Below are 20491 nucleotides of genomic sequence, written 5' to 3' on the forward strand. Positions count from 1 at the left end.
TCTGGCGAAGTGGCATGTTTTCAGCCGCACAGCCAGAGTGGCTTATGACCCGAGGAGCTGGCCGTTGGAGCTGGACAACAAGAAAAGCGGAAACGCCCGTATAGCTCTGAAACACCTCCTATCACAATCGAAAAAGACACCCTCATCATCATGATGAAGGTGTCTTTTTCGATTTCGCAATAATGTTATTTGCTACGTTCAAGCCGCCCAGTACAACCATCGGCGACCCGCCGCCTGGATGGGTGCTGCCGCCGACGAAATACAAATTGCGGATATCCCGGCTTGCATTGGCTGGACGGAGAAAGGCGTCTTTTGGCCGGTTGGAGGAAGGACCGTATAGGGCACCGCGAAATGAACCGAACTTTTCACGGATAAAAGCAGGCGTGAAGATTTTTTCTTCGGCCAAGTACTTACGGATATCAATTCCATAACTCAAGAGGAAATCGTAGATACGCTCTTTATAAGCTTCCGGCTCAATTTGCAGTTTTCCCTCAACGGTTAAGGCAGGTGCATTGACCAGGATGAACAGGTTGTCGCCGTCCGGTGAAACTGAAGGATCCGTATAGGAGGAATTGCTGATATAGACTGTCGGCTCATCACTGTAAACGGAAGCGTCAAACAAGTCCTTGAACTCCTGGCGGTAATCAGACGAGAAAAAGACGTTATGGTGCTTAAGAGCGTCCAGTCGTTCGGTTAAACCGACGGTAATGACGAAAGCCGAAATGGAGGGCTCAAAAGCAGCGATCTTAGCATCGTTTAAAGATGGGCGTTCCGCTTCGTTGACTAGGGCTGGAAATGCTGATAGCAGGTCACCGTTTAAAATGACCAGGTCAGCAGCAATCTGTGTTCCGTCTTCAAGCTTCACGCCGCTTGCCTGGCCGCCATCTGTGATGATTTTTGTAACAGCTGTCCCGGTATGTAATTCCGCTCCGGATTTTCTCGCAACAGCTGCAAAGGCTTCGGCGATTCCGGTATTTCCGCCTTTTGTATAATAAACGCCTTCAACCAATTCCAAATAAGCGATCATGGAGAAAGTGGCTGGTGCCCGGTAAGGGGAAGAGCCGATATATGTGGCATAACGATCGAATGCCTGAACCAAAAAAGGGTTTGTAAAATAGCGCTGGAAAAAATGATGCATGGACTCTGCTGGGCGTACCTGAAAAAGCGCGAAGCCAAGAGACGGCGATAGATAATCGCGCCAGGACTGAAACGTCACCGGGAAAAAGAACCGTTCCGACAATTTATATAAACGGCTGATTTCCTTTATGAAAGCCGGGTATTTATCCGCAGCTGCGGGATCGATCGTTTGCAGCTGATGGACCATCTCTTCCGGATTGCTGGAAAAATCGAAAGTTTGTCCATCCGGAAAATGATTTCGTGTATGGACTTTCAAAGACATGAAAGTTAGATAATCCTGTGGATCTTCGCCAGTCTGTGAAATGACTCGATTGAAGACTGCTGGCATGGTAATGGTGTTCGGACCGAAATCGAAACGGTAGCTTCCCATTTCTACAGGCATCAACTTACCGCCAAGATGGTCATTTTTCTCAAAGAGCTCCACTTCAAATCCTGCATGGGCAAGCGTTACGGCGGAAGCCAGTCCGCCTAATCCACCGCCGACTATGACAATTTTTTTCATGAATAATGTCTTCCTTTCCATGAATAAGGTTGTTTTTTAAAGGATTTGCGCATGGATTGAACCAATACTGCAAGCATTGCTGCTGCCTGAAGAGGAATCAGAAAGGACAGATACCAGCGTTGATTGGTCACCATATCGATATACCAACGTTGGGCGACTGTCAGTGTGTAAGGGATGATCCATACATAGAACCCACTGAATAGACCGTAAACGGCTATAAATGGTGGGAGAATATAAAAGACAGAATAGAAAAGGATCAGACCAGCTGCAAGTATAGGGGAACGGCCGATTCCAGCATAGCTGTTCTTCAGGAACCCTTCCCATACCTCAGAGTTGGTGTCATACATCCGGCATTTTGTCGACATGGTGATATTCGCCAATATCACTTTAAAATTTTGTGCTTTCATTTCCCGGGCAATGTGGACATCCTCGACCAGTGATTCATGGACCGCTGCATGTCCACCGATTTCCCGGTAACTGGTGCGTTCAAACATCATCCACATGCCATTGGCTGCAGTCGCCGCTTTGAACTTCGTATAATTGGCCAAAGCAATCGGCAAATGAAATAAAATCACGAAATGCAGCATCGGTACAAGAAGTTTGCTGAGAAAAGGTGATACATCAAAAGCGGGGAAGCCGGTCAGTAAGTTCGCTTTCTTTTGCTGCATCAATGCCAATGACTGTTCAATCGCTCTCGGCCTGAAGCGGACGTCAGCATCGACAAACAGCAGAACATCCCCTGAAGCGGCTTGCTGGAGTTGATGGCAGGCATGTACTTTTCCAACCCAGCCATCGGGCAATTCTTTGCCCTGCAGGATGGTGAAACGGGAATCCCCTTCAATCGTACGTTCCAACTCTTGCTGTGTGCCATCGATGGACTGATCATTTAAGATAATGAATTCCGTACGGCCATATGAAGAATTCTTTAGTGATTTTACCAGCACTTCGACATTGCGTTCTTCATTTCGCATAGGAACAAGAACGGATACGAGAGGGGTAGCCGAAAGACTGGGTTGTTTAGGCAGTGCAGGAAGAAACATGCGGTTGATGATGATCCAAGCTAGAAAAAACAAATGGATTCCGATATAAATGGCCATCGTCATTTTCTCCTTTTTCCAAGTGACTCAAAGGCTTCACTGTTTTCACTGATGACTGTATCCTTTAGCGAATCGAGTTGTTCGGTGCAGAGCTGTTGAAGATAAAGCGTTTTTTCTTTACGGGTCATATGCGCAATTTCATTGGTCGATACCGGCGGATGTTGGCGTATCCAAAGTTCGGGTTTTTGCTGGTGGCCGAATGAATAATAAAAATTGAGGGGCACAACTGGTACTTCCGGGCAATGCTCCATCAAGTAGGCGATTCCTGTTTGAAAGGCGAGAGGCCTTGTTTCAAGATGGAATTCATCTCCTTGCGGAAAAAGTACTACTGATTTACCCTTCTTCAACAAGGATTCAGCATATTGAAGTGAAGTGAGAATTTCTTTCGGTTTCTGCCGATTGATGGAGAATGCGCCGAGATAACGGAAATAAGAATGCTTTTTAAGCCCGTCTTCATGCATCATCATATGAATATCATGGTGCCATACTGTGCGATTCAAGTAGAAAAACACCAGGCCATCCCACCAGGAACTGTGATTGGCAATAAACAATACAGGCTCTTCCGGAATTTTTTTCACTCCTTGCCCGAGTATACGGGAAAAAGATGAGCGGATGAGTGGTGTCAAATACAGATTAAAACCTGTTTCAAACAAGGCTGATTTTTTTGCATCGATCATATAGGCCGCCTCTTCCAGGCCAACAGTACGATCAAAGCAGTTAATATGGCAGTCAATAACGCGGCTAGCCACAATCCGCCGATCGCTCCCAGCATGATGAACATGGCGATCATCAATACATATAGAAGTACCATCCGTTTTTCAGGCAGTTCCGATACCATGACCATAGATTTCTTCTTCATGTTTAAGTCGATCACCAGATGAAGGACAAACGCTACAACAAACCAACCGAAAAAGTTGGTCCAGGGAATTTCGTAGTAAAGGCCGGTGTCTTCCCAAATCCAATATTGTTTTACTTGATAAGCTACTGGATCGATGATCAAATCGATGACTACTGCGCCCAACCCACCTACTAGAGCGTATAGTAAGCCGCCGGCAGGAACTATCCAGCGCGCGACAACATGTGTAGTTGCCATAACCATCAACCAAGCAAAACCGATGGCAATTGGAACACCGAAGATATTAGGGGCAAAACGGTCTGTATAATCGTAAGAGCCGAACAGGAAACCGCTGTCTGCACCGGCCCATTCCACTATGAATGTTGAAAAGAAAATAAGTATGCCGAGCGATGATCCGACCGCAACACCAAAACGCTTAGTGAAATACAAAAAGCCGAGTGTGCCGGCCAGCATCAGAAAGAACGCATTTGCCCACTCCAGCCAGGAAGGCAGAAGGTCAAAACCCAGTAAAATAATGCCGCATACATACCAAAAGATAAAAAGTTTAAAGATTCGATTTTCCCACACCGTGAACAGCTCCTTAACAGAATGACTTATACAAATATTATACAGGAGTCTGGATGATATATGAAAACATACGAAAAGCTATAGCCAAAAGCAAGCAGGCTGGAAGGGACGAAACACACAGCAGGTTTTATAGTTTCAAAAATAGGGGATAAAGTGCTGTATCTATTTATCTATTATTCAATTTTTTTGAGGAAATAGAGCATTTATCCAGTTAAAATAGCGTATTTTTTTGGGGAAAAAGAAAATTCCACTAAAAATCTTTATCTTTTTTCTTTATCTTAAAGCCTTGAGGCACAGGCATTCAACGCCATAAGTTGATTTATCTGAGAATGCCGTCAGTCTTGAATTTTCTGTAAACTCTTGCAGGGTTTCCTGCACACTAGTATACTTTAGAAGAGTAAACGAGTGTGTTCTTCAAGTGGAGGCGTTAATAATGCAGGATTTACTGCGAAGTGTGTCTGATTCTTATCCGGAATTTAGTGCAGGCCAAAAAAAGGTCGGTGATTTGTTTTTTAAAGAACCCATTTTTTTAGCGTTCTCTTCTGCTCTTGAAGTTGGCAAGCGAGTGAATGTCAGTGAATCGACAGTCATCCGGTGGACACAAAAACTTGGATATAAGGGGTATGCGGATTTTCAACAGGTCGTACAGCGTAAGCTGGCTGAAGAGCGCCTGCAGAAAGCCGAGCAAAATGTTCCGGAACCTGTTGCCGCTCAGACTTTTTTGGAAAACTTGTTGGATGCAGAAGTTTTAAGTATTGTGAAGCTGAAAAAATCGATCAACGAGGAAGAACTTCTTCAAGTTGTCGACAAAATCAGTCAAGCAAATCGTGTGTATGTTGCTGGTGATTTTTTCGATTATGGCATAGCCCATTGGTTCGCCAACTGGTTGAACCTTGCACTTGACCATACTGAAATAATGAATCCCTCAACTGGAGAATATTATACCCAACTCTCCAAAATGGGAGAAGGGGATCTGGTGGTCGCTTTTGTTTTCCCTCGCTATACCAGAATAGTCATCGATACATTGAAAAACGCCAAAGGGCATGGGGCAGATGTCATAGTTCTGACTGATACAGAAAATTCTCCTGCTCTTGCCTATGCAGATTATGCTCTTACGGTGTCAGTGAATTCAACATTGAGCATTGATTCCTACACTTCTGTCCATGCGCTTTTGACTTCAATTATGCGTTTTGTCTATGTCAAAGAACAGGCGAAAGTAAATGGCAATTGGGCAAAGGCAGAAGTCGTCTACAAAGAGCGGAATCTTTTTATTTAGCAAACACTCTTTACTGGGATATTCCGAAGCGCCTTGGCGATTTGGTCAATTATAAACGAAAAGGGGAGAATAAAATGAAAAAGAAATTATCATTTTTAAGTGTAGTATTTTCTGCAGGAATGTTATTGGCAGCTTGTGGAGGAGACGACACAACCAGTCCGGAAGAAGGATCAAGTACAGAAGGCGGGAACAGTGATTTGAACTTAGTGGAAGAAGGGAAGTTCACTTCTGCTTCAAGTGGGCTTTATAAGCCTTTCAACTATGAAGAAGGCGGCAATTTGACAGGTTTCGATATTGAAATCGGAAATGCGCTTGCTGAAGAGATGGGCTTGGAGCCGAATCCGGTGACTACTCCATTCGAAACAATCATTCAGGGCTTGACGACAAATCGTTACGATGCAATTTTAGGATCGATGGCTATTACTGAAGAACGCGCTGAGCAAGTAGCATTTTCGGATCCATACTATTACTCTGGTGGCGTAATCTTCGTCCGTGAAGGAAATACAGAAATTACTTCAGAAGCTGATCTTGAAGGAGCAACAATCGGCGTTGTCGGACAAAGTACGTATGACACAGCTGCACAAAACTACACAGATGACATTCAATACTACAATAGTGATGTTGTTGCATTGCAGGACTTGGAAGTTGAAGGGCGTCTGGATGCAGTTATCACTGCCGACGTAGTAGGATTTGAAGCACAGAACGCAGGCTTGGAAATCGAAATGATCGGTGATCCACTGTGGATTGAACAAGCTGCTGTTGCAGTGCGTCCGGAAGATGAAGCCTTGCTTGAAGCAATCAATGAAGCATTGGCAGCTATTATTGAAAATGGAACATACGATGAAATTTCCCAGAAGTGGTTTGGGCGTAACCTCCTCGATGTAGATCTTGAAGGAATTGAAATTCTCAACTAAACAAGCTGAGATGGGGAGGAGTGGCGTTTATGCCAGAGATATTTGTAACAGTTTATGATGTATTCATGCGAACATACCCTGGATTTTTAGAGGCCACTGTCGTAACGCTTCAATTGACAGCAATCGGTGTCATTTTAGGGACAGTCATCGGACTTATTTTTGCGCTGATGAAAATTTCAGGATCGAAGATTTTACAGACGATCGCTAATATCTATATCACAATCATCCGCGGTACTCCGTTGATTGTGCAAATTATGTTTCTATATTTCGGTATCGTCGAAATTTATACCATGTCGAATTTCTGGGCAGGGGCAATTGCGCTCGGTGTCCATAACGGTGCTTATATCGCGGAAATTTTCCGTGGTTCGATTCAGGGCATTGACCCAGGGCAACGTGAAGCCAGTATGTCACTCGGGATGGATCGGCGCCAGACAATGAGCCGAATCGTTTTCCCGCAGGCTTTGCGCCGCTCGATTCCGCCGCTTGGCAATCAATTCATCATCACATTAAAAGATTCGTCACTTGTTTATATTATCGGGGTAGCGGAAATCTTCTCACTTGGAAACAGGGAAGCTGCGCAGTCCTATCAGCCATTTGAATCGTTCTTGGTTGTTGCGCTCTATTACCTGGTGCTGGTGATGATCTTCACGTTCCTATTGCGTTTGTATGAAAACAAACTCGATGTCGACAGAGCCTAAGGAGGGACTAACATGATCATTGGAGAAAACATTCATAAGTCCTTTGGTGACCTCGAGGTGCTGAAAGGCGTAGATCTTCATGTCAAACCACAGGAAGTTGTTGTACTTGTCGGAGTCAGTGGCTCCGGGAAAAGTACGCTTCTCAGATGTTTCAACTTCCTTGAAATGATCAATGAAGGAAAGATTACGATTGATGGCCATACAGTCAACCCGAAGAAGGATAATTTAACGAAAATCCGTGCTGAAGTAGGCATGGTCTTCCAGCATTTTAACTTGTTTCCTCATAAGACGGTATTAGAGAATGTCATAGAAGCGCCGATCACCGTCAAAAAGATGAAAAAAGAAGCTGCCAAAAAACTAGGGATGGAATTGCTGGAAAAAGTAGGCTTGAAAGATAAAGCAGATGTCTATCCAAGCAAGCTTTCAGGCGGACAAAAGCAGCGTGTCGCCATTGCGCGCTCCCTTGCGATGCAGCCGAAAGTCATGCTGTTTGATGAGCCGACCTCGGCACTCGATCCGGAATTGGTTGGAGAAGTGCTGCAGGTCATGAAGCAGTTGGCTGAAGAAGGGATGACCATGGTCGTGGTTACCCACGAGATGAAATTCGCCAAAGAAGTAGCGGACCGCATCATCATGATTGATGAAGGGAAGATCATCGAATCGGCAGATCCAAAGACTTTCTTTGAAAATCCGCAAAATGAACGGACAAAACAGTTTATTCAACTGGTTGAATAAACGATCCCTAAATAGGTTGAAAATACCAGATAGAAAAGAAGGAGTCGGTTCGAATGAACTGATTCCTTCTTTCTTTTGTTGATTGACGTTTGCTGATCGACAAAACGGTTAAGGTAAAGTAATGAGAGTATTTGAGGAGGCTGAATGGATGAGAATCGAAGAGATCATGACGACTGATGTCGAAACGTGTATGCCTGAATCAACGCTCCAAGAAGTTGCCTCAAAAATGCGGGAAATAAATGTAGGATCCATCCCGATTTGTGAGGAAAATCGCTTGGTCGGCATCGTTACTGACAGGGATATTGTCATCCGTGCCATAGCTGAGCAAATTCCGAGCGATGCCGCCATAGCTGAAATTCTATCTGCTGAAGTCATTACCGGAACGGTAGACTTAACAATTGAAGAAGCGGCCGAACTGATGGCTGCCCATAAAATCCGTCGGCTCCCCATTGTCGAAAATGATCGCGTAGTCGGCATTGTTTCTTTAGGCGATTTAGCTATAAGAGACGTTTCGTCGAATCATTACGCAGAAACCACCATAATTGAAATTTCTGAGTTGGATTAGCAGTAGAATGAAAAAAACCCTTTTCTTTTTTTTGAACTGCACCTCCATTGTTAGTTGTGTCTAACAATGGAGGTGCAGTTCGTTTTATAGATGGGGCTTTTTAATGCATCTATTCTGCTTTTTCAATAGTGGAAGCAGAAACCATCGGCATATTCTCTTCAGCATTGCCTTCATAAATCCCGTCTGCTGTAATGGTATCGCCTACTTCAACGGGTGTTTCCGCCATATTTCGAATATAGATCCGATTTTCCCCGGTGACAATAATAAATGAAGGAAAGGCGATGTCATCTGCCAATTCTTCCACTGTTCCTTGAACAGAAACTCCGGTACCTTCTTCAATATTTCCGGAAGCCAATTCTTCGAAGCTCACAAATTCCGCATTTTCTGCTTCTTCAGGATCGGTGGGATCCAGTTCTCCTGCTGGAGCGGTCACTTCGGTCTGGCTTTCTTCTGTAACCTCAGGTGCTGTTTCCCCGCAGGCAGATAGCAGTAAAACCAAGCTCAACGGAATAAAGAATCTATTCATAACATCACGCTCCTCTAGTAATTAAACACTGTTAGTTGAATAATACCCTTTTCAAAAGCTTGCTAACATTAAATAGAATTTGAAAAAAAACCGTCCAGGTAGTATAGTGAAAATCAAATTCATTCTGAAAAGGAGATTTATATGGCCAGAGCTACCAGAAAAATCGAGATTCTTCATGCAGCATCAAAAATTGTCAGTGAGAGGGGCATTTTTAATTTAACCTTGGAAGCAACCGCGATTGAAGCAGGAGTCAGCAAAGGCGGACTACTTTACCACTTTCCTTCCAAGGAAGCTTTGGTCAAGGGGATGGTAGATCACTTAGCTGAAAATTATAGAGATAAAATTGCCGCCTCGGTAGCTGAATCAGCAAATGAAAAAGGAAAATGGATTAAGTCCTATGCAGATGTAACCTTCAATAATCCGTATCCCAATAAAGAGATGCATGCAGGTCTGTTAGCAGCTAAAGCAGTAAATTCTGATTTGTTGGATCCAATCAGGAACCTTTATAATGAATGGCAAACTGAAATTGAGCAAGACGGCATTGACCCTGTGAAAGCGACTATAATCCGTTTAGCGACAGATGGAATCTGGTTGTCGGAACTTTTCGATCTTCATCATTTGGGCGAAGAAAGGAAAGAAGAAGTTTATTTGAAATTAAAGAATTGGATAGATGAGTAAAGAGGAATCACGTCATTTAAAAAATGATGTGGTTTTTTTTTAGGCTTTTTCACAGTGCAGTAAAACCTAGAGAGATATAGGATAAATCAGTAAACTATCCAGTCTGCATCAAATTTATACGAGAAATGACCTTGAAACATTACCGTCTGGATGGTACAGTTTAAAACGTGCGAAAAAACAATCAATTATTATATGCATTTGAGAAAAAACATGAATGAGTACATATGCCTAAATTTAATAGGAGAGATAAAATGACACAAAAAGTTTTATTAACAGCAGCAGTGACAGGAGCAGGAGACACTACAGCGAAAAATCAATATGTCCCTGTGACACCAAAAGAAATCGCAGCCTCGGCAATAGAATCAGCAAAAGCTGGAGCAACAGTAGCCCATGTTCATGCACGCGATCCTAAAACGGGCGGCATTAGCCACAGTCTTGAGCATTACCGTGAAATCATTGAGCGCATTCGTGAATCCGAAACGGATGTAATCATCAACATCACCTCTGGAGGAGGTGGAGATTTTATTCCAAATCTCTCAAATCCTTCTACAGGCGGCGAGGGCACAGATATGCAGACGCCTAAAGAACGGCATGAACCAGTTGGCAGCTTGCTCCCTGAAATGTGCACATTGGATTGTGGCAGTGTGAACTTTGGCGACATGGTTTACATGAGCCCGACAGACTGGCTGCGTGAACAAGCGAGTCTGATACAAGCAAGCGGTGTAAAACCGGAACTGGAATGTTTTGATACTGGACATCTTCGATTTGCCAAGCAATTGATCGATGAAGGTTTGATCGATGGCGATCCGATGTTCCAATTTTGCCTAGGCATTCCGTGGGGGGCGGAGGCAGATGAAGAAACGATGTTGTATATGAAAAAACGTCTTCCTGAAAATGCCCAGTGGTCAGCTTTTGGAATCGGCCGCATGCAAATACCCATCCTTGAAATGGCTGCACAAAATGGTGGAAATGTCCGTGTCGGACTCGAAGATAACCTTTATTTAGGAAAAGGGATTTTTGCGCGCAATGAACAGCTTGTCGACCAAGCGGTATCAAAATTGCATGCAGCGAATATTGAAGTGATGACTCCCGCAGAAGCACGTATCCACTTTAAACTGAATAATCCTTACGGAGGTAATCGTAATGGAAAATAAAACGAACCAAATTCAAAAAGTTGCTGTTATTGGAACTGGTGTCATCGGAAATGGATGGATTGCCCGTTTTCTGTCACAAGGATTAGATGTAATCGCATTCGATCCCGCAGAAGGGGCTGAGCAACGGACGCAAAAAGCGATTGATCAAGCATGGCCGTCCTTAGTAAAAATAGGATTGGCGGTTGGAGCAGACCAGAACCGGCTGACATTTGTGCCGACCATCGAAGAGGCAGTCAGCGACGCGGATCTAATTCAAGAAAATGTCCCGGAACGGGAAGAGTTAAAAAAATCTGTACTGGCCAGTATTGATGCATATGCAAAAACAAAAGCTATCATTGGATCGAGTACATCAGGCATTATGCCAAGTACGTTGCAAGAAGGGCTCAAGCATCCTGAACGATTGATTGTAGCTCACCCTTTTAATCCTGTGTATATTTTGCCGCTGGTTGAACTGGTTGCAGGCAAGCAAACCGATGCAGCTGTCATGCAACGTGCCAAGAGCTTTTATGCCAGTATAGAAATGAAGCCGTTGGTTATCCAAAAAGAAATCGAAGGCCATTTGGCTGACCGATTGATGGAGGCCCTATGGCGCGAAGCATTGCATCTGGTGAATGATGGAGTTGCAACAACTGAAGAAGTGGATGCGGCTATTATTTACGGAGCTGGCCTTCGCTGGGCGCAGATGGGACCGTTTCTCACTTTCCATCTTGCCGGTGGAGAAAAAGGAATGCGCCACATGCTTGAACAATTTGGGCCGACACTGAAGTTGCCATGGACCAAATTGGAAGCACCTGAACTTACGGATGAATTAAAAGAAAAAGTAATCACCGGCTGTGAGACGCATGCAGGAGATACAACAATCGTTGAAATGGAAGAAAAACGCAACGCCTTTTTGGTCGAACTACTGGATTTGGTGGAATCGTATTGGCCCGAAACTACGGCAACAGAAAAAAAGTTTGTCAAAAAATAAAAAGTTGAAAGGAGATTGGCAAAATGGCTCAATCATCTTTTATACATGAAGTACAGGTTGGCAGCGAATGGGTTGATTACAACGGCCATATGAATGATGCAGCTTACGCAAAAGTATTCAGTCAGGCAGCAGATAGTTTTATTGATTTTCTTGGCCTGACTGAAACTGCCAGATCTCGTTACAACTACACAATTTTCACACTCGAAACTCACTTATGCTACTTGAAAGAAGTACATGAACATGAAAGGCTGGCCATTGAATTCAGGTTATTGGAGAGCGATGCCAAAAGACTGCATAGCTTCCTTTCAATGACGAATTCCGCTGGGGAGCTGGTTGCAACCAGTGAACAAATGTGGATAGGCATGGATACAATCAAAAACAAGCCAGCACCTTTTCCGCAAGAAGTGGCTGAAACAATAGAAGCGCTTAGCATATTGCATAAAAAGCTGCCGATGCCAAAACAAGCAGGCAGAAGAATCGGCTTTTAACGATCATCTGCGCAGTAAATTGAGGAGTATGTCTATGAAAAAGATAGAAGTGAATAACTTAACCAAAATTTTTGGGTCTCATCCACAACAGGGATTGAAGAGGCTCATAGATGGCGAGCAAAAAGAAAATATCTTAGCGGAGACTGGAATGACAGTAGGAGTCAATCAAGCTTCCTTTTCAGTAGAAGCTGGCGAATTTTTTGTCATCATGGGACTTTCTGGAAGCGGAAAGTCCACTTTGATCCGTCTAGTGAACCGGTTGATTGAGCCGACTTCGGGTGAAGTGCTGATCGATGGCCAGAATATTGTCGAGATGGGAAAAAATGAATTGATTGAAACGAGACGGAAAAAGTTGGGGATGGTATTTCAGCAGTTTGGGTTATTTCCCCACCGGACCGTTTTACAAAATGTTGCCTACGGGCTCGAAATTCAAGGGGTCAAAAAAGAGGAACGCAACAAACGTGCCCAGCGATCCATCGAGGACGTTGGCTTGCACGGGTACGAAAATAGTTACCCTAAGGAGTTAAGCGGAGGAATGCAGCAGCGTGTAGGTCTTGCACGTGCGTTGGCCAATGATTCGGACATTCTGCTGATGGATGAAGCATTTAGTGCACTTGATCCATTGATTCGCAAAGAAATGCAGGATGAACTGCTGAACCTGCAAAACAAATTAGGGAAAACGATCTTGTTCATCACACATGATTTGGATGAAGCACTGAAACTGGGAGACCGCATCGCCATAATGAAAAATGGTGAAATCGTTCAAGTGGGCACAGCCGATGAAATCTTGGAAAACCCAGCGAATGAATACGTTTCAAACTTCGTCAAAGACGTAGACCGCTCGAAAGTACTGATGGCTTCACATGTCATGAAGAAACCCGCTGTACACATGGCAGATAAAAGCGGGGCTTTAGCAGCTGTTCGGAAAATGGAAGAAGTAGGCGCTTCAAGCATATTTGTAGTCGACAAAGACAATAACTTCAAAGGCTTGCTGACCATTGATAATGCTATTAGTGCCTACAAATCAAGCTTGCCAATCGAAAATGTATTGATTGAAGATATTCATGAAATTTCTCCAGAAACTCCTTTAAACGACCTCTTTAGTGTAGCTGTAGAAGCGAAATATCCACTTGCAGTAGTAGAAAATGGGAAGTTGCTTGGAATCGTCTCACGTGTTTCCATACTTTCCGGCTTAGTTTTAGGGAAAAAAGAGGTGACTGCGCCATGAATTATTTTACACTTCCTTTAGAAGAATGGACGAACCGTTTTGTAGATGATTGGCTCCTGCCCGTCACTGGTGAATTTTTTGACAGTATAAGTGAAGGCCTCCGAACTTTTGTAGACGGGGTGACAGACTTATTGATTGCCGCTCCTCCAGAATTGCTGGTGCTGATTTTAATCATCATTGCCTGGAAGTTTTCTGGTAAAGGGCTGGCGTTGTTTGCGCTATTAGGGAGCCTTTATTTGGGATCTGTCGATTTGTGGGAAGCAGCGATGCAGACCGTGGCAATTGTTATCGTGTCTACGCTGATTTCTATAATTATCGGGATTCCGCTTGGCATCTTGGCAGCTACCAATAAAACGATGGCCACTCTTGTCCGGCCAATCTTGGACTTTATGCAGACACTGCCAAGTTTTGTTTATTTGATACCGGCTATTCTTTTATTTGGTCTTGGAAACGTTCCGGCTGTCATTGCTACTTTCGTATTTGCAACACCGCCGGCTGTTCGTATGACGACACTAGGGATTCAGCAAGTGCCTGCGGATGTGGTCGAAGCATCAAAAGCTTTTGGTTCAACCAAATGGCAGCTGTTGTATAAAGTGCAATTGCCTTTAGCGTTGCCCTCCATTATGGCGGGGATTAATCAGACGATGATGCTTGCGCTGTCGATGGCGGTCATTGCATCGATGATTGGTGCGCCAGGTTTGGGCTCAGTAGTATTAGAAGGGATTTCTACGGTAAATGTTGGCCTTGGCCTAACAGGCGGTTTAGGAATCGTTGTACTGGCTATTATCATGGACCGAATCACCCAAGGGCTTGTTCGGAACAATAAAAAATAAAACAAAAGGGGAAATGAAAAATGAAAAAGTCTTTATTCTTTTCAATAATTGCATTGATGGTCGCTTTTTTGGCGGCTTGTGGTTCAGATACTGAAGAAACAGAGGAAGGCACTGCTGGTGCTGAACAGCAAACGATCACATTTGGCGTGACACCCTGGACAAGTACTGTACCACCTACAAAAATTGCAGGGTTAATTTTGCAGGATATGGGTTATGAAGTAGTCGAGACCAAAGCAGATGCTGGAAGTGTTTATACTGGCTTGTCTCGTGGAGATCTTGATGTATTTATGGATGCTTGGGTACCGATGCACCAAAATTACTTGGATAAATACGAAGGCGATATTGAAAGTACTTCTGTAAGCTACCCGGAAGCAGAAACTGGCTGGACAGTACCGACATATATGGAAGACATCAATTCTCTTGAAGATTTGGAAGGGCGCGAAGATGAATTCAATAATGAATTTTATGGCATTGAAGCAGGAGCAGGCGCTACAATAGAAAGCGACGAAATCATTGAGGCCTACGGATTTGATATGGCGCAAGTAAGTTCTTCAGAAGGCGGAATGCTTGCTCAAGCCCAGAAAATGATTGACCAGGAAGAACCGGTTATTTTTTATGGCTGGAGACCTCATACGATGTTCAATAAGTTTGATTTGAAAGTATTGACTAATGAACAAGGATTCTTTGAAACTTCTTCTGTTGAAGTAATCACAAACACTGAATTGAAAGACAATGCGCCAAAAGCTTATGAATTTTTTAGTAACTGGAGTATTTCAATTGATGATGTAGAAGAAATGATTGTGAAGATTGAAGAAGGCGGAGATCCTGAAGAAGTTGCTCAGGAATGGATCGATAATAATCAGGATAAAGTTGATGAAATGACAGGCGAATAATCAGTGTCGAGTACATTTCCCATTGTTTACATAATGGGAAATGTACTTTTTCTTTTCTTTTAAAGTCCACGGGTGTATGGTTTGGGAAAGGGATGAGGTGATCTAATGGAATTGATTGAAACGCCAAATGCATTGGGAGAAAAAAACAAGCATGTCCAAAAAGCTTTAAGTTTCGGCAAAACCAAAGTCGTTAATATACAATTGCAGGCAGGCGAAAAGATTGCAGAACACTACTCGGCGGCAGATGTCATCATTATCGTACGAAGCGGAAAAGTTTCATTTGATGTAGAAGGGCAAACGGTGGAAGTATCGCCCGACAACATTTTGCATATGGATCCGAAAGAGAAACACAGCCTGACTGCAATTGAGCCAAGTGATTTGTTGGTTCTTCAAATTACTTCATGAAAAAAGCTCACGCTGAGAAAGCGTGAGCTTTTTTCATGGGGTTGAGTAGCTTCCGCTTTTCGGGTTGTCCAGCTCCAACGGCTAGCCCCTCGAGTCGCTTCAGCCTTTCCAGCAATGGCAAAGAACGCCATTACCGACAAGGCTTCCAGCGCTTTTCGGGGCTAAACGGCCGTTTCCGCTTTTCGAGTTGTCCAGCTCCAGCTGCCAGCCCCTCGAGTCGCTTCAGCCTTTCCAGCAATGGCAAAGAACGCCATTACCGGCAAGGCTTCCAGCGCTTTTCGGGGCTAAACGGCAGCTTCCGCTTTTCGAGTTGTCCAGCTCCAGCTGCCAGCCCCTCGAGTCGCTTCAGCCTTTCCAGCAATGGCAAAGAACGCCATTACCGGCAAGGCTTCCAGCGCTTGTCGGGGCTAGACGGCAGCCTCCGCTTTTCGGGTCACCACTCAAATTCCTCTGGATATTCTGCTTTTATATTGATTTCGTGAATCGGTTTTTTATGGGGGGTAGCGGCGGCAAGGACCTGGTTGCGGAAGGCTGCGTAATCCTGGTCCTGCACTGCGATTTTCATGGCGATTGCCGACAGGCTTTGCTCACGTTGCTCTTTGGTCATGGCGATGTACTTCAAGTTTAAAAAGTCTACGTACTGGATTGCATAATCATTCACTGTAACCGGCTGATTGAAGGCTTTTACGATCAGTTCGTACTCTTCTTGGGGGACATGTCCCTGCAGGCAGTCGAGCACTAAAGACTGGAAACGGGAAATGACCGGCAAGTGGACATCCCAAAGAGGGAATTGTTTATCTTCCTGATAAAATTTGACGAAATCCTTCAAGGCGATGGCAGTGTAGATCAATTCCGGCCACAGCACTTCGACAGAAAAGTAGATATTCTTATCGGGTGCGATAAATCCATGCTGCTTCATCGTATGTTCGTGCAAGCCATTGAATACAAAATCCACATTGCGGTCTCCTTGAGCAGCATGGCGAACTTCGAAGGAAAGACCCAGGATTCGCGTCCGCGATCCTTCATAGCCATAATACTGATCTTCCTGTCCGATGACTCTGTATATCGCCTGGTTCAGTTCGTCCAAGTCGAAGTAATCGCCGCTGATTTTAACACCTGTATGGTTCGGCGTGCTTTTCATAGTCAGCATATCTGTATCCTCCTCAACGTTTTGGTGTGTAATCGAGTTTGGCGAACAGTTCACTGCGTTCGGCTTCTGTCAGATCGCGCCATTCACCGACAGCTAAGTCACCAAGCAGGATGTTCATAATCCGCACCCTCTGTAAAGCCCGGACTTCATAGCCTAACGCTGTACACATTCGTCGGATTTGGCGGTTCAATCCCTGACGTATGGTCAGTTTGAAGGTGTAGGTGGACAATTTATCTGCTTTCGCGGGAAGTGTCTTCGTATCGAGTATTTCAACGCCTTCCTCCATCTTCGCTAAAAAGGATTCTGTAATCGGCATATCGACTTTGACGATGTATTCCTTCTCATGCTCATTTTCAGCACGTAGGATTTCATTGACGATATCCCCGTCGTTGGTAAGTAAGATAAGCCCTTCCGAATCTTTGTCGAGGCGGCCCACGTGAAAGATGCGTTCGGGATGGTTGACGAAATCGACGATGTTTCCTTCGATATGGCGTTCGGTCGTGCTGGTGATGCCGATTGGTTTATTCAGTGCCAAGTAGACATATTGTTGCTTCGGCTGTTCAATGATCTTGCCATCGACCCGCACTTCATCCCCCGCTTCGACTTTACTGCCGAGTTCGGCCGGGTTGCCATTGATGGTGACGCGGCCTGCGTCGATGAACTTATCGGCTCCGCGCCGTGAAGTGATTCCTGTTTCGCTTAAAAATTTATTGATTCGCATAATGAATTCCTTTCAGTTCTGTATTTCCTGGTCTCGCTCTCATTATACATGAACTCTGGAAGCGAATAAAAAAATTCGGAGTTTCACAGTTGCAATTTTTAGATTAGTTTGACAATATAGAAGGGAAGCTGTTATTGATGCGCCAAGGGGTATTTGGATTAATGTAAGCGTGTACATAGCAGTAAAACGAGTAAAGGGGAGAAATGGGAATGGTCTATGCAATGCCAAACACAGAAGGTTCAAAAGTTACGTTTAAAGATAAGTATGAGAACTTTATAAACGGAGAGTGGAAAGCACCGGTCAAAGGGCAATACTTCGAGAATGTTTCACCAGTAACAGGCAAGAAGTTTACGGAAATTGCCCGCTCAACGGCTGAAGATGTTGAACTGGCTCTTGATGCAGCACACGCAGCAAAAGATGCTTGGGGGAAAACTTCAGTAACTGAACGTGCCAATGCGCTGTTGAAAATTGCAGATCGTATGGAGCAAAATTTGGAAATGCTGGCTGTTGCTGAAACGTGGGACAACGGGAAGGCAGTACGGGAGACATTGAATGCCGATCTGCCATTGGCGATTGACCATTTCCGCTATTTCGCTGGAGCGATCCGTGCGCAGGAAGGATCACTGAGCCAAATCGATAACGATACAGTAGCTTACCATTTCCACGAGCCACTTGGAGTTGTCGGACAGATCATTCCTTGGAATTTTCCGATTTTGATGGCTGTCTGGAAACTGGCTCCGGCTCTTGCTGCCGGTAACTGTGTCGTCTTGAAGCCTGCTGAGCAGACGCCGGCAAGTATCCTGGTGCTGGCTGAGCTGATCGGCGATATCCTGCCTCCTGGTGTACTGAACATCGTCAACGGATTCGGTCTTGAAACAGGCAAGCCGCTTGCTTCCAGCCCGCGTATCAGCAAAGTGGCGTTTACAGGCGAAACGACTACAGGACGTATGATTATGCAATACGCTTCACAAAACCTGATTCCCGTAACACTTGAATTGGGCGGGAAATCACCGAATATCTTCTTTAAAGATGTTATGGACCAAGACGATGCGTTCCTTGATAAAGCAGTTGAAGGGTTTGTCATGTTCGCCTTGAACCAAGGGGAAGTCTGCACATGCCCATCGCGTGTGTTGATTCATGAAGACATCTACGACGAGTTCATGGAACGTGCAATAAAGCGCGTGGAAGCAATCAAGACAGGCAACCCGCTGGACCCAGAGACGATGATGGGAGCGCAGGCTTCCACTGAACAAATGGAAAAGATCCAATCCTATTTGGATATCGGCAAACAGGAAGGCGCTAAAGTTCTTGCCGGCGGTGATCGCAATCATTTGGACGGTGAGCTGTCTGAAGGCTTCTATATCCAGCCGACAGTCTTCGAAGGCCACAACAAGATGCGGATTTTCCAGGAAGAGATTTTCGGGCCTGTCGTATCGGTGACAACTTTCAAAACGAAAGAAGAAGCGCTCGAAATTGCGAATGACACCCTATATGGACTGGGTGCAGGAATTTGGACGCGTGACACCAACACGGCTTACCGCTTCGGACGTGGCATCCAGGCAGGGCGTGTTTGGACGAACTGTTACCATCAGTACCCGGCACACGCTGCATTCGGCGGATACAAAATGTCCGGCTTTGGCCGTGAAAACCATTTGATGATGCTCAACCATTACCAGCAGACGAAAAACATGCTGGTCAGCTACAGCGAAGACAAACAAGGATTCTTTTGATCCTGGGGCATAGCCCCTTGGAATTTTAAGATCCACCAGAAAGTAGGGATAGCAATGGTCGAACGCGTAATTGCGACAGATGCTGCTATTGAATTGCTCGAATTGCTGAAAGAAAAGCATGGGCCGGTCATGTTCCATCAATCAGGGGGATGCTGTGACGGCAGTTCACCGATGTGTTATCCGGAAGGCGACTTGTTCATCGGAGATCAGGATATCCTGATGGGAGTTATCGGTGACAGTAAGTTCTATATGCATAAAAACCAATTCGATTACTGGAGCCACACGCAGTTAATTATTGACGTCGTGCCAGGGCGAGGCGGAATGTTTTCTTTGGAAGGAGTGGAAGGCAAGCGGTTTTTAACAAGATCGAGGGCCTTCACCGCTGAAGAAACGAAAGAATTGCAGGAGCAGATTTAAATGGAACCAGATGCCTAGGCATCTGGTTTTTTTGTTGTCCATTCATGCTGTAAATATGCTGGAAACCTTTATAAAACAAGGGGTGAAGATAGAATTCATGGTGTGAAAATGGTATAATTTCAGCATGAAAGGTGGTCATCCAGTTGACGAAATTAGTGAACCGAGTTTCCCACGAACAAGCCAATCACGCGATTTCCTGCGCATCCCATTCTCTGGTTACAGAAGGATTCGATGTAACAAACGAGGATGAGAACTTCGTTCGGTCGGTATTGACTGGTGAACGGACGGAAGCCCAATTCCATCAGGCCATCAAAAAGAAGTTCGATGTCTAAGTATCAGCATGCCTCGATGTATTGCTACCCCGGAACCGACGTATTGATCAATTTGTTTGATGTACAGGATGAAGAAAAACTGAAGGAATTAGAGAAAGTATACTCTCTGCTCCGACTTTCTGAACTCCAGATAAACGAACCGGCAGATCCTTTGGACGTTAAAGCTTTTTTAGCTATTCATCGATATCTGCTTCAGGATGTCTATCCGTTTGCCGGGGAGTTGCGGAAAGAGATGATTTCCAAAGGTTCGTCTGCTTTTGCCCATCCCAAACACATCGAGGAGCAGCTGCTGAAAATTTTCAATGAATTGAAAGCAGAGAATTACTTGAAGAAGTTGCCGCGAGATCAGTTGATTTCACGGCTTGCTTATTTTCTGTCTGAATTGAATGCCCTTCATCCTTTTCGGGAAGGCAATGGGCGCAGTGTCCGCGAATTTGCGCGTCAGTTGCTGCTGAATGCCGGTTACCGGCTGGACTGGGAAAAGGTACTGGAGCCTGCAGAGATCATCAATGCATTTGTCGATTCGTTCAATAAGGACAATAATCGTCTGGAAAAGCTGTTGGATGAAATAATCACTCCCTGAAAAATGCCAGCTGCTCGGAGAGCGCTGGCATTTTCT

At 44.7% G+C, this 20491-nt stretch carries 24 protein-coding genes; 17 read left to right on the forward strand and 7 right to left on the reverse strand.

Translation table 11 applies throughout. The annotated features are described in order from the left end of the window. Positions 1-148: 148 nt before the first annotated feature. The 4 genes from crtI to Q0785_RS00020 are packed head-to-tail and all read right to left on the reverse strand — an operon-like array spanning position 149 to position 4159. On the reverse strand, positions 149-1639 hold the full coding sequence (crtI, locus tag Q0785_RS00005) for a phytoene desaturase family protein (RefSeq protein WP_298823535.1): 1491 nt from the start codon (positions 1637-1639) through the stop codon (positions 149-151). Next, on the reverse strand, positions 1636-2736 hold the full coding sequence (locus Q0785_RS00010; protein WP_298823536.1) for a glycosyltransferase family 2 protein: 1101 nt from the start codon (positions 2734-2736) through the stop codon (positions 1636-1638). Before Q0785_RS00010 ends, crtI begins: the two co-directional genes overlap by 4 nt. A gap of 2 nt (positions 2737-2738) precedes the next feature. Next, the gene (locus tag Q0785_RS00015) at positions 2739-3413 is read right to left on the reverse strand and encodes a lysophospholipid acyltransferase family protein (RefSeq protein WP_298823537.1); all 675 of its coding nucleotides are present in this window, start codon (positions 3411-3413) and stop codon (positions 2739-2741) included. Continuing rightward, the gene (locus Q0785_RS00020; protein WP_298823539.1) at positions 3410-4159 is read right to left on the reverse strand and encodes a carotenoid biosynthesis protein; all 750 of its coding nucleotides are present in this window, start codon (positions 4157-4159) and stop codon (positions 3410-3412) included. The genes Q0785_RS00015 and Q0785_RS00020 overlap by 4 nt, the downstream gene beginning before the upstream one ends. Positions 4160-4592: 433 nt before the next feature. Between Q0785_RS00020 and Q0785_RS00025 the strand changes: the two genes are divergently transcribed. From Q0785_RS00025 to Q0785_RS00045, 5 genes are all read left to right on the forward strand, one after another. Further along, a complete protein-coding gene (locus tag Q0785_RS00025; protein WP_298823541.1) occupies positions 4593-5435 on the forward strand; it encodes a MurR/RpiR family transcriptional regulator in 843 nt (280 codons plus the stop codon). Between the two features lie 74 nt (positions 5436-5509). Continuing rightward, a complete protein-coding gene (locus tag Q0785_RS00030) occupies positions 5510-6349 on the forward strand; it encodes a transporter substrate-binding domain-containing protein (RefSeq protein WP_298823543.1) in 840 nt (279 codons plus the stop codon). Between the two features lie 29 nt (positions 6350-6378). After that, the gene (locus Q0785_RS00035) at positions 6379-7047 is read left to right on the forward strand and encodes an amino acid ABC transporter permease (protein WP_223640781.1); all 669 of its coding nucleotides are present in this window, start codon (positions 6379-6381) and stop codon (positions 7045-7047) included. A 12-nt stretch (positions 7048-7059) separates the two neighbouring features. After that, positions 7060-7782: an amino acid ABC transporter ATP-binding protein gene (locus tag Q0785_RS00040; protein WP_223640777.1), complete on the forward strand. Its 723-nt coding sequence runs from the start codon at positions 7060-7062 to the stop codon at positions 7780-7782. A 148-nt stretch (positions 7783-7930) separates the two neighbouring features. Continuing rightward, positions 7931-8347: a CBS domain-containing protein gene (locus Q0785_RS00045; RefSeq protein ID WP_298823549.1), complete on the forward strand. Its 417-nt coding sequence runs from the start codon at positions 7931-7933 to the stop codon at positions 8345-8347. 109 nt (positions 8348-8456) lie between these two features. On the opposite strand, the gene Q0785_RS00050 is transcribed toward Q0785_RS00045, so the two are convergent. Beyond that, positions 8457-8873 carry a hypothetical protein gene (locus Q0785_RS00050; RefSeq protein ID WP_298823550.1) on the reverse strand — a complete coding sequence of 139 codons (417 nt, stop codon included), beginning with the start codon at positions 8871-8873 and terminating at the stop codon, positions 8457-8459. A 141-nt stretch (positions 8874-9014) separates the two neighbouring features. Between Q0785_RS00050 and Q0785_RS00055 the strand changes: the two genes are divergently transcribed. The 8 genes from Q0785_RS00055 to Q0785_RS00090 all read left to right on the forward strand — a co-directional run bounded on the left by Q0785_RS00055 (position 9015) and on the right by Q0785_RS00090 (position 15522). Next, entirely contained in the window at positions 9015-9551 is a 537-nt protein-coding gene (locus tag Q0785_RS00055; RefSeq protein WP_298823551.1) for a TetR/AcrR family transcriptional regulator, read from the forward strand. Positions 9552-9802: 251 nt separating this feature from the next. Next, positions 9803-10705 (forward strand): 3-keto-5-aminohexanoate cleavage protein, encoded by a 903-nt coding sequence (locus tag Q0785_RS00060; RefSeq protein WP_298823553.1) that lies wholly within the window; start codon positions 9803-9805, stop codon positions 10703-10705. After that, positions 10695-11675 carry an L-carnitine dehydrogenase gene (locus tag Q0785_RS00065; RefSeq protein ID WP_298823556.1) on the forward strand — a complete coding sequence of 327 codons (981 nt, stop codon included), beginning with the start codon at positions 10695-10697 and terminating at the stop codon, positions 11673-11675. The genes Q0785_RS00060 and Q0785_RS00065 overlap by 11 nt, the downstream gene beginning before the upstream one ends. A 23-nt stretch (positions 11676-11698) precedes the next feature. Then, positions 11699-12163 carry a thioesterase family protein gene (locus Q0785_RS00070; RefSeq protein WP_298823558.1) on the forward strand — a complete coding sequence of 155 codons (465 nt, stop codon included), beginning with the start codon at positions 11699-11701 and terminating at the stop codon, positions 12161-12163. Positions 12164-12197: 34 nt separating this feature from the next. Beyond that, a complete protein-coding gene (locus Q0785_RS00075) occupies positions 12198-13391 on the forward strand; it encodes a glycine betaine/L-proline ABC transporter ATP-binding protein (RefSeq protein WP_298823560.1) in 1194 nt (397 codons plus the stop codon). Then, positions 13388-14224: an ABC transporter permease subunit gene (locus Q0785_RS00080; RefSeq protein ID WP_298823562.1), complete on the forward strand. Its 837-nt coding sequence runs from the start codon at positions 13388-13390 to the stop codon at positions 14222-14224. Before Q0785_RS00075 ends, Q0785_RS00080 begins: the two co-directional genes overlap by 4 nt. 20 nt (positions 14225-14244) lie before the next feature. Further along, complete coding sequence (locus tag Q0785_RS00085) at positions 14245-15117, forward strand: glycine betaine ABC transporter substrate-binding protein (RefSeq protein WP_298823565.1); 873 nt, start codon at positions 14245-14247, stop codon at positions 15115-15117. A 105-nt stretch (positions 15118-15222) separates the two neighbouring features. Then, complete coding sequence (locus tag Q0785_RS00090) at positions 15223-15522, forward strand: cupin domain-containing protein (protein WP_298823566.1); 300 nt, start codon at positions 15223-15225, stop codon at positions 15520-15522. A gap of 433 nt (positions 15523-15955) precedes the next feature. Here Q0785_RS00090 and Q0785_RS00095 read toward each other — a convergent pair whose 3' ends face one another. After that, positions 15956-16672, reverse strand: a complete 717-nt coding sequence (locus Q0785_RS00095; protein WP_298823568.1) for a hypothetical protein — start codon at positions 16670-16672, stop codon at positions 15956-15958. A gap of 13 nt (positions 16673-16685) precedes the next feature. Continuing rightward, a complete protein-coding gene (locus Q0785_RS00100) occupies positions 16686-17393 on the reverse strand; it encodes a pseudouridine synthase (RefSeq protein WP_298823570.1) in 708 nt (235 codons plus the stop codon). Positions 17394-17602: 209 nt separating this feature from the next. Here Q0785_RS00100 and adh point away from each other — a divergent pair, with 209 nt between their 5' ends. The 4 genes from adh (at position 17603) to Q0785_RS00120 (ending at position 20455) form a co-directional block, all read left to right on the forward strand. Continuing rightward, the gene (gene adh, locus Q0785_RS00105) at positions 17603-19123 is read left to right on the forward strand and encodes an aldehyde dehydrogenase (protein WP_223640724.1); all 1521 of its coding nucleotides are present in this window, start codon (positions 17603-17605) and stop codon (positions 19121-19123) included. Between the two features lie 54 nt (positions 19124-19177). Further along, on the forward strand, positions 19178-19540 hold the full coding sequence (locus Q0785_RS00110; protein WP_298823573.1) for a DUF779 domain-containing protein: 363 nt from the start codon (positions 19178-19180) through the stop codon (positions 19538-19540). A 143-nt stretch (positions 19541-19683) separates the two neighbouring features. After that, positions 19684-19872 (forward strand): hypothetical protein, encoded by a 189-nt coding sequence (locus Q0785_RS00115; RefSeq protein ID WP_298823575.1) that lies wholly within the window; start codon positions 19684-19686, stop codon positions 19870-19872. Then, the gene (locus Q0785_RS00120; protein ID WP_298823577.1) at positions 19865-20455 is read left to right on the forward strand and encodes a Fic family protein; all 591 of its coding nucleotides are present in this window, start codon (positions 19865-19867) and stop codon (positions 20453-20455) included. Before Q0785_RS00115 ends, Q0785_RS00120 begins: the two co-directional genes overlap by 8 nt. Positions 20456-20491: the final 36 nt, after the last annotated feature.

The sequence above is a fragment of the uncultured Planococcus sp. genome (genome assembly GCF_947501725.1).
Lineage (GTDB): Bacteria > Bacillota > Bacilli > Bacillales_A > Planococcaceae > Planococcus > Planococcus donghaensis_C.